Below are 9,404 nucleotides of genomic sequence, written 5' to 3'. Positions count from 1 at the left end.
GCGAGCTTCCCCGTCGATCGGGGGCGGGTCGGGCATGGTGCTCCTGGGTGGGCAGGCTCCCTACAGTGTCCCTTCGAGGATACGGCCGATCGAGGAGGTTCGTTGGTGCCGGTCAAGGCGGTGGTGTTCGACCTGGGCGGGGTCCTGATCGACTGGGACCCGCGCTACCTGTACCGGAAGCTGCTGGCCGACGAGGCCGCGGTGGACGAGTTCCTGGCCACCGTCTGCACCCCGGAGTGGAACGCCGAGCAGGACCGGGGCCGGCCCTTTGCCGAGGGCGTGACCGAGCTGGTCGAGCGCCACCCCGAGCACGCCGCCGCCATCGCCGCCTACCACGAGCGCTGGCCCGAGATGCTGGGCGGCGACGTCCCGGGCGCGGTCGAGCTGCTGGCCGAGCTGCGCGCGGCCGGCGTGCCCCTGTACGCCCTCACCAACTGGTCGGCGGAGACCTTCGTGGTCGCCCGTGAGCGCTTCGAGTTCCTGGAGTGGTTCGACGGCGTGCTCGTCTCCGGCGAGGAGCGGCTCATCAAGCCCGACCCGGCCATCTTCGAGCTGCTGGCCGAGCGGTTCGGGCTGGACCCGCGGGCGACCTTCTACGTCGACGACTCGGAGGTCAACGTGGCCGCCGCCCGCGAGCTCGGGTTCGACGCGGTGCGCTTCACCGGTCCCGGGCGGCTGCGACGGGACCTGGCAGCTCGGCGGCTGCTCGCTCGACCCGCTCCCACTCCCCGGCCATCGCCCGGAACCCCTCGGCCATGATCTCGGCCACGGCCAGCTGACCCGGCCGGTCGCCGCGGGCCTGGAGGCGTTCGATGATCCCGGCGGTGGCGACCAGGAACTGGCGGTGCAGGGCCAGCTGGGCCCTGGCCAGCTCGAGCACGTGCCCGTGCTCGGCGTGCTGGCTGAAGAACAGCTTCAGCAGGCCGAGGCTGCGGAACTGGGGCGGCTCGTCGGTCGGTTCGGCCAGCCAGGCCCCGAGCGCGTCCCGGCCCGCCTCGGTGATCCGGTAGCTGCGCCGCCGCCGGCCGGTCTGCTCGCGCTCCTCGGCCAGCAGCCCCAGGCGGGCCAGGCGCTCGGTCTCGGCGTAGATCTGGCTGTGCGGGAACGGCCAGAAATGGGCCACGCCGCGGCCGACGGCGACCTTGAGGGCGTACGGGGTGGCGGAGCCGTCCCGGGCCACCAGGCCGAGGACGACGTAGGACACGGGGGTGAGGTCGGGTCTTGACATGCTCCGGATCATATCATACGTTCAGTACCGTCCGATTCAGACTATCAGCCGGGCGCGAACGAAGGAGCTGGCCATGGCCGAGTACGAGGACCTCCGGCAACGGCACCTGGCCGACCTGGCCGCCCTGCTGCCCGAGCACGTCCAGCGGCTGCGCTGGCCGGCGGAGCGGCTCCGCCAGGAGCGCCGCGACCGCCTCCGCGACCTGCTGCGGGTGGCCGTCGCCGCCTCGCCCTGGCACCGTGACCGGCTGGCCGGGGTCGACCCCGGCGCCTTCGAGGAGGCCGACCTGGCCGGCCTCCCGCCGATGACCAAGGACGACCTGATGGCCAGCTGGGACGGCGTGGTCACCGACCCCCGGCTCACCCTCGACCTGGTCGAGGGCCACCTGGCCGGCCTCGAGTCCGACGCCTACCTGTTCGACCGCTTCCACGCCGTCGCCTCCGGCGGCTCCAGCGGGCGCCGGGGCATCTTCGTCTTCGGGTGGGAGGAGTGGGCGGAGGCCTACGCCGGCTTCATGCGGCCCCTCCTCTGGGACCTGGCGGTCTCGCCCGAGCTGGCCGGCGTCCCCCTCAAGATGGCCATGATCGGGGCCAGGAACGCCACCCACATGACCAGCGCCATGCCCCAGACCTTCGCCAACCCGGCGGCCGACATCGCCCGCTTCCCGGTGTCCCAGCCGATCGACCAGATCGTGGCCGGGCTCAACGCCTACCAGCCGCTGCTCCTGATGGGCTACCCGTCGATGCTGAATCTCCTGGCCGCCGAGGCGCGCGCCGGTCGGCTGCGGATCCTGCCCAGGCGCATCACCGCCACCAGCGAGCCGCTCCTGCCCGAGGTGCGGCGGGCCCTGGCCGAGTCGTTCGGCGCTCCCGTGGCCAACATGTACGGCACCTCGGAGGCGGGGCCCATCGGGGTCGGCTGCTGGCGCAGCCCCGGCATCCACCTCTGCGACGACCTGGTGATCGTCGAGCCGGTCGACCTGGCCGGCCGGCCGGTGCCGCCGGGGGTCCGCTCCGACAAGATCCTGGTGACGGCCATTTCCAACCCGACCCTGCCGCTGATCCGCTTCGAGCTCACCGACCAGGTGACCGTCCTCGACACCCCCTGCCCGTGCGGCTCGGCCCACATGCTGATCGCCGACGTCGAGGGCCGGCTGGACGACGCCTTCACCTACCCCGGCGGCCAGGTCGTGCACCCGCACGTGTTCCGGTCGGTGCTCGGCCGGGACCGGCGGGTGGTCGAGTACCAGGTCCGCCAGACTCCGGCCGGGGCCGAGGTCCTGGTCGTCGGCGCCCCCGCCGACCCCGCCGTCATCGGCCGCCGGATCGCCGCCGAGCTGGCCCGCCTGGGCATTCCCGCCCCGTCGGTCGAGGTCCGCGTCGTCGACCAGCTGGCCCGCCAGGCCACCGGCAAGGTCCGGCGCTTCCGCCCCCTGGAGGCGGTGGGGATCAGCCGCTCGGCTTGAGGTGCCGGTCCCACCAGTCGAGCACGGCCTCGAACCGGGCCACCCGGTGGCTGGGCAGGCCGGAGCGGGTCAGCTCGTGACCCTCGCCGGGGAACAGCAGGAGCTCGACTTCGACCTTGCGCTTCTTGAGGGCGACGAACAGGCGCTGGACCTGCTCGACCGGGCAGCGCCAGTCCAGCTCGGAGTGGATCAGCAGCATCGGGGTGCGGATCTGGTCGGCGTGGGCGAGCGGGCTCTGGGCGAGGATCCGCCCGGGGTCGGCGCCGATGTACTTGGGGACGAAGAACCAGCCGATGTCGCTCGAGCCCTCGAAGCTGTCAAAGGCGTTGCAGGCGCGCTCGCTGATGGCGGCCCGGAACCGGTCGGTGTGGCCGACCAGCCAGGTGGCCATGAAGCCGCCGTAGGAGCCGCCCATCACCCCGGTCCGGTCGCCGTCCAGGTCCGGGTCTTCGAGGGCGGCGTCGAGCAGGGCGAGCACGTCCTGACTGTCGAGGTTGCCGAAGTCGCCGACGACGGCGCGGCCGTGGGACTCGCCGTAGCCGGCCGAGCCGCGCGGGTTGCCCATCACCACCGCGTAGCCGGCGCCGGCGTACACCTGGGCCTCGTCGAACAGGGTCCAGCCGTAGTGGGCGAACGGCCCGCCGTGGACCATCAGCACCACCGGGAACGGCCCGGTCCCGGCCGGCTTCACCACCCAGCCGTGGACCCCGGCGCCGTCGGGGGCGGTCGCCTCCAGCTCCTCCATGGGCCGCAGCGAGGCCGAGCGGGCCAGCTCGGCCCCGAAGTCGGTCAGGGTCCGCTCCTGCCCATCTCGTACGACCACGACCTCGCCGGCCGAGAGGGGGTGGCTGACCACGGCCGCGACCACCCCGGCGGCCTGGGCGTAGTCGTGCACGACCCGCCGGCCCCCGAGCAGCTCGGTGGGCTCGCCGCCGTCGACCGGGAAGCGCAGCAGCCGCGCCGCCCCCCGGTCCAGCGTGATGGTGGTGACCGCGTCCTCGTCGACCAGCAGGGGCAGGATCCCGGCGCCGAAGGCGGGGTCGTGGTCGAACCGCTCCGGGTCGGTCAGCCGCTCGGGCTTGCCCGACCCGTCGGCCGGCACCGACCAGAGCACGCTCGGCCGCCCGGCCAGGTCGGGCTCGCTGGCCACGAACCAGATGGTGGCCCCGTCGGGCGAGAACGCCGGGCGGGCGACGGACAGGTCGGTGGCGGTGACCCGGACGGCGTCGCCGCCGGCCGCCGGAGCCACGAACACGTCGCTGGCCGCGTCCTCGTCGCGGGTCTCGTGGCGGGCCGAGACGAAGGCGACGCTGGCCCCGTCGGGGCTCCAGGCCGGGTCGGCGTGGTCGTAGTCGCCCCGGGTGACCTGGACCGGCTCGGCCCCCTCGGCCAGGGCGTCGACCACGAACACGTGCGTGCGCCGGTCGAAGGTGAAGCCGAGGTTGTCGGTCCGGTACTGGAAGGTGGTGATCCGCCGTGGCGGCTCCTTCTCGGGCGGGACGTCCTTGTCGGTGCCGTAGCGGCCCTCCTCGGGCACCCGGGCGACGTACGCGATCCTGGTCGAGTCGGGGCTCCAGGCGAACCCCTCGACCCCGAGCGGGTGCTCGCACATCCGGCGCGGCTCGCCCCCGTCGGTGGCCATCACGTGCAGCTGGGGCTTGTCGTCGTTCCCGGCGCGCAGAAAGGCCAGCCAGCGGCCGTCGGGGGAGAACCGCGGCCGCACGTCGCGCCGGCCCGAGGTGAAGCGGCGCGGCGGGGCCGAGCCGTCGGTGGGCACCAGCCACAGGTCGGCCCGGTACTGGTTGGCCTCCAGGTCGATCCGCCCGACGGCCACGGCCGCCAGCCGGCCGTCGGGGGTCAGGGTCGGGGCCGATGGGGTGCGCAGATGGGAGAGATCGCTGGGAAGCATGCCTTCGACCCTACCACCTGCCCGCCGGCTCGCCGCCGGCGGCCAGGCTGGCGATCCAGGAGCCGTGGAGCCGGGCGTAGGCGCCGCCGGGGTCGGCCAGGAGCTGGGCGTGGGTGCCCTGCTCGACCAGCCGGCCCCGCTCCAGGACCAGGATCAGGTCGGCGTGCTCGGCGGTGGCCAGCCGGTGGGCGATGGTGAGCGCGGTGCGGCCCTCGGTGAGCCGCTGGATGGCGTTGCGCAGCGCCACCTCGGTGGCCGGGTCGACCGCCGAGGTCGCCTCGTCCAGGATCAGGCAGCCCGGGTCGGCCAGGTAGCCGCGGGCCAGGGCGACCAGCTGGCGCTCGCCCACCGACAGGTAGTCGCCGCGCTCGCCGACCCGGGTGTGGATGCCCCGCGGCAGCCCGTCGACCCAGCGGCCCAGCTCCAGCGCCTCGAACGCGGCCCGCACCTCGCGGTCGCCGGCGTCGGGGCGGCCCATGCGGACGTTCTCGGCCACGCTGGTGTCGAACAGGAAGCCGTCCTGGGGGACCATGACCAGCGCCGAGCGCAGGGAGGCCAGGCTGACCTGGCGCAGGCCGACCCCGGCGACCCGGATGGTCCCGGCGGTCGGGTCGGCCAGCCGGATCAGCAGCTTGGCCAGGGTGGTCTTGCCCGACCCGGTGGTGCCGACCAGGGCCACCCGGGTGCCGGCGGGGATGGTCACATGCACGTCGACCAGGACCGGCGGGCCGCCGTGGTAGGCGAACGACACCCGGTCCAGCTCGATGTCGAGCGCCCGGGCGGGGAGGGTCAGCCCCGGCCGCGGGTCCTCGACCTCGACCGGGGTGTCGAGCACGTCCAGGACCTTCTTCCAGCCGGCCACCGCCTGCTGGGTCATGTCCAGGATCTCGGTGAACTCGGCCACCGGCTCCAGGAAGATGGTGACCAGGAAGGCGAAGGCGACCAGGGTGCCGGCGGTCAGGCCGCCCTCGGGGCCGATGGCCATCCCGGCCAGCAGCACGGCCGCGGTGGCGAGGACGCCGAACAGCTCCCCGGAGGGGAAGAAGAAGGCGCCGATGGTGCCGGCCCGGATCTCGGCCTGGCGGCGGGCCTCGACCGTGCGCAGCACCCGGCGCTGGGCCGGGGCCTGGACGCCGTAGGCGCGGATCACGGCCGCCCCCTGGATCGACTCGGAGATCGCGGCCAGCGACTCGCCGACCCGGGTGCGGACGGCGTCCCAGGCCACCACCACCCGGCGCTGCATGACCCGGAGCACGGCCACCAGGGGCAGGACGGTGGCCACGGCGATCAGGGCCAGGCGCCAGTCGTAGACCAGCATGGCCGCCAGCGCGGCCAGCATCAGGGCGCTGTTGATGACCCAGGCCAGGCCGCCCCAGCGGAAGAACTGGCCGAGGGTCTCGACGTCGGAGGTGACCCTGGAGACCAGGGCGCCGCGCTGCTCCTCGGTGTGGTGGGCCATGCTGAGGGCGTGGATGTGGTTGAAGGCCCGCACCCGCAGGCCGCACAGGGCCCGCTCGCTGGCCGTGGCCAGCCGCTGGCTGGTGGTCCGGGCCGCCCAGGCGGCGACCAGGATCAGGGCCAGGCCGGTGCCGGCCAGGAGCAGCATCCCCTGCAGCCGGGCCGTGTCGCCGGTGACGTGGCGGTCGATCGTCTGCTGGACCAGCACCGGGGTGACGACCCGGCCGCCCCCGGCCACCATGGCCAGGGCCAGGGTGAGGGCCGCCCCCTTGCGCAGCTCGGGCGAGGCGGCCAGCCCCCGCCGGAGCAGCCGCAGCGCGGGGATGTGCTGCGCCCCGACCTCGCCGCCGTGCCTCATTGGCCCTCCTCCGCCTCGGCCCGCTCGTAGGCGCGGACCAGCCGGGCGTAGCCGGGGGTGGTGGCCAGCAGCCGCTCGTGCTCGCCCTCGGCGGCCAGGCGGCCCTCCTCCAGGTACAGCACCCGGTCGGCCAGGGCGATGGTGGCCAGCCGGGAGGCGACGACCACGGTGGTGGTGGAGGGCAGGTGGCCCTCGAGGCCGCCGAGGATGGCCGCCTCGGTCACCGGGTCGACGCTGGAGGTGGCGTCGTCCAGGACCAGCAGCCGGGGCCGGCCGGCCAGGGCCCGGGCCAGGGCGACCCGCTGGCGCTGCCCCCCGGACAGGGTCGCCCCCCGCTCGCCGACCACGGTGCCGTAGCCGTCGGGCAGCCGGGTCACGAACTCGTCCGCCTGGGCCAGCCTGGCCGCGTCCCGCACCCCGTCATGGGTTCGCTCCAGGCGGATGTTGTCGGCCACCGAGGTGGAGAACAGGAACGGCTCCTGGAAGGCGATGGCCACCGCCGCCGCCACCTCGCCGCCGTCCAGCCCGGCCAGGTCGCGGCCGCCGAGCCGGATGCCGCCCCGGTCGGGGGTGAGCAGCCGGGCCAGGAGCAGGGCCAGGGTCGACTTGCCCGACCCGGTGGGGCCGACCAGGGCCACGGTGGCCCCGGCCGGGACCCGGAACGACACCTCGTGCAGGACCTCGGCGCCGGGCTCGTACCCGTAGCCGACCCGGTCCACGACCAGCTCCAGCGGGCCGTCGGGCAGCCCGTCGCCCGCCGCCTGCGGGCCCGGGCCCGGCAGCGGCTCGGCCAGGACCTCGGCGACCCGCTCGTAGCCGGCGACGGCCCGCGGCATGTCCCCGAGCACGTAGCCGATCAGGCGCAGCGGCCAGATCAGCAGGGCGAACAGGTTGATGAGGCCGACCAGGGTGCCGGCGGTGATCGCCCCCTGCTCGATCCGCCAGACGCCGATCACCAGCAGGGCCACCGTGGTCACGGCCGGCAGGGCGTCGAGGCCGGCCTCGAAGTTGGCCGTGACCCGGGCGGCCTCGATGCGGGCGTCGCGCAGCAGCTCGGCCTTGTCGGCGAAGCGCCGGCCCTCGGCCTCCTCGGCCTGGAGGGCCTTGACCACCAGGGCGCCGTCGAAGCTCTCGTGGGCCACCGCCGACATGTCGCCGAGGCGCTCCTGGCCGAGGGTGGTGGGGTGCTCCACCCGGCGCTGGAAGGCCAGGTTGAGGACCACGATGGCCGGGACCAGGAGCATGCCGAGGGTGGCCAGGAACGGGTCGGCCAGGAACAGCCAGACCGCGGCCGCCCCCAGCATGGTCACCACCCCGGTGGCGAACGGCAGCGGCGAGAGGATCTCGGAGGCGGCGTCCAGGTCGCCCTCGGCCCTGGACAGCAGCTCGCCCGCCGGGTGCTCGTGGTGCCAGGTCAGCGGCAGGCGGTGGTAGCGCTCGGCCAGCCGGTCGCGCAGGGTCGCCTGGACGTTGGCGTGGACGGTGGTGGCGGCGATCCGGCGGGTGATGATGCCGGCCGTCTTGACCAGCCCGACGGCCACGATCGCGCAGGCGGCGGCCACGGCCACCCCGGCGCGGAGCTGGCCCGCCTCGAAGCGGGGCGTGACCGCCCGGTCGACCACCTGGCCCAGCACCCACGACTGGGCCACCGTGCCGACGGCGTACACCATCGCCCCGAGCACCGCGATCACGAACGGCCGGGGATGGAGCGCGACCTGCCGGCCGATCACGCGCAGGCCGCGGCGGAGCAGGCGTCCCTGGGGGGCTGAGGTGGTCACCCGGCCATGGTGCCGGAAGCCGCCCCCTCCGAGGAACCGAGTTTCGCCAGCACCGCGGCGGCCGTCTTGACGCCCGTGTGGAACCGGTCCAGGTCGAGGTTCTCGTCGGGGGCGTGGTTGGCCTGGTCGGGGTTGCCGAGCGGGATCCCGAAGGTGGGCAGGCCGAGGACGCCGGTGAACACGTGCAGGGGAAGGCTGCCTCCGAGCACGGGGACGAGCAGCGGGTCGGCCCCCTGGGCGGCGGCCATGCCGGCCCGGATCGGCTCGGTGAAGGGCGAGCCCATCGGGGTCCGCGACGGCTCCATCGAGCCCTGGCGGACGAGCTCGACCCCGGGGGCGTGGCGGCGGACGTGCGCCTCCAGCTTGTCGTAGACGTCGCCGGCCCGCTGGGCCTGGACCAGGCGCACGTCGCACTTGGCCACGGCCGACGACGGCAGGACGGTCTGGGTCCCCTCGCCGCCGTAGCCGCCGTGGAGGCCGTTGATGGTCAGGGTCGGCCAGGCGGCCAGCCGCTCGGCGAAGCCCCGCCCGGCCGGGGCGTCCAGCTCGGCCAGGCCCAGCTCGGCCTTGACGGCCTCGACGTCCACCGGCAGCCGGTCCAGGGCCGCCCGCTCCTCCGGGCCCAGCGGCTCCACCTCGTCGCCGAACCCCTCGACCGTGATGCGGCCGTCGGCGTCCCGCATCGAGGCGAGCAGGTGGACCAGCGTCCACAGCGGGTTGGGGGCGACCCCGCCCCAGTTGCCGGAGTGCAGGGACCGGTTGGCGCCCCGGGCCCGCAGCTCGAAGCTGGCGATGCCCCTGACCCCGAACACCAGCCGCCAGCCGCCGGCCGGGTCCACCGGCCCGTCGCTCCAGACGACCAGGTCGGCGGCGAGCCGGTCGCGGTTGCGCTGCGCGAAGTCGGCCAGGTTGGGCGAGCCGATCTCCTCCTCGCCGTCCAGCAGCACCTTGACCGTGCAGGGGAGCCCGCCCCGGGTGGCCAGCAGGCTCTCCATGGCCAGGAGCTGGGCCAGGTGCTGGCCCTTGTTGTCGGCGGTGCCGCGGCCGTAGAGGCGATCGCCGTCCCGCGCCGTCGCCCAAGGGCCGGAGCCCTTGGTCCACTGGTCGTCGAGGCCGCGTATCACGTCGCCATGGCCATAGCCGAGGACGGTCGGCAGGCCGGGGTCCTCGGTGCGGGTGGCGAGCAGGATCGGCCCGCAGGTCTCGAC

At 74.8% G+C, this 9,404-nt stretch carries 7 protein-coding genes; 2 read left to right on the top strand and 5 right to left on the bottom strand.

Annotated features, from left to right (window positions below):
- Window positions 1–105 precede the first annotated feature (105 nt).
- Complete coding sequence (locus VF468_00830; GenBank protein ID HEX5876869.1) at window positions 106–759, top strand: HAD family phosphatase; 654 nt, start codon at window positions 106–108, stop codon at window positions 757–759.
- On the opposite strand, the gene VF468_00825 is transcribed toward VF468_00830, so the two are convergent.
- Window positions 659–1,228, bottom strand: coding sequence for a PadR family transcriptional regulator (locus tag VF468_00825; protein ID HEX5876868.1), 570 nt, complete (start codon window positions 1,226–1,228; stop codon window positions 659–661). The genes VF468_00830 and VF468_00825 overlap by 101 nt on opposite strands.
- Before the next feature lie 73 nt (window positions 1,229–1,301).
- Here VF468_00825 and VF468_00820 point away from each other — a divergent pair, with 73 nt between their 5' ends.
- On the top strand, window positions 1,302–2,693 hold the full coding sequence (locus tag VF468_00820) for an AMP-binding protein (protein HEX5876867.1): 1,392 nt from the start codon (window positions 1,302–1,304) through the stop codon (window positions 2,691–2,693).
- On the opposite strand, the gene VF468_00815 is transcribed toward VF468_00820, so the two are convergent.
- From VF468_00815 to VF468_00800, 4 genes are all read right to left on the bottom strand, one after another.
- Entirely contained in the window at window positions 2,677–4,602 is a 1,926-nt protein-coding gene (locus VF468_00815; protein HEX5876866.1) for a S9 family peptidase, read from the bottom strand. The two genes, VF468_00820 and VF468_00815, sit on opposite strands and share 17 nt — an antisense overlap.
- Before the next feature lie 10 nt (window positions 4,603–4,612).
- Window positions 4,613–6,418: an ABC transporter ATP-binding protein gene (locus VF468_00810; protein HEX5876865.1), complete on the bottom strand. Its 1,806-nt coding sequence runs from the start codon at window positions 6,416–6,418 to the stop codon at window positions 4,613–4,615.
- Entirely contained in the window at window positions 6,415–8,196 is a 1,782-nt protein-coding gene (locus VF468_00805; GenBank protein ID HEX5876864.1) for an ABC transporter ATP-binding protein, read from the bottom strand. Before VF468_00805 ends, VF468_00810 begins: the two co-directional genes overlap by 4 nt.
- On the bottom strand, window positions 8,193–9,404 hold a 1,212-nt coding region (locus tag VF468_00800; GenBank protein HEX5876863.1), incomplete at its 5' end, for a M20/M25/M40 family metallo-hydrolase. The genes VF468_00800 and VF468_00805, both read right to left, overlap by 4 nt.

It is taken from the genome of Actinomycetota bacterium, assembly GCA_036280995.1.
In the GTDB taxonomy this organism is placed as follows: domain Bacteria; phylum Actinomycetota; class CALGFH01; order CALGFH01; family CALGFH01; genus CALGFH01.
This window is presented reverse-complemented; position numbering and strand designations above follow the sequence as displayed.

Bases quoted from the DNA above. Each gene is read 5' to 3' on its own strand.
- VF468_00815 (HEX5876866.1), bottom strand. From the start codon at position 4,602: ATGCTTCCCAGCGATCTCTCCCATCTGCGCACCCCATCGGCCCCGACC.
- VF468_00820 (HEX5876867.1), top strand. From the start codon at position 1,302: ATGGCCGAGTACGAGGACCTCCGGCAACGGCACCTGGCCGACCTGGCC.
- VF468_00825 (HEX5876868.1), bottom strand. From the start codon at position 1,228: ATGTCAAGACCCGACCTCACCCCCGTGTCCTACGTCGTCCTCGGCCTG.
- VF468_00810 (HEX5876865.1), bottom strand. From the start codon at position 6,418: ATGAGGCACGGCGGCGAGGTCGGGGCGCAGCACATCCCCGCGCTGCGG.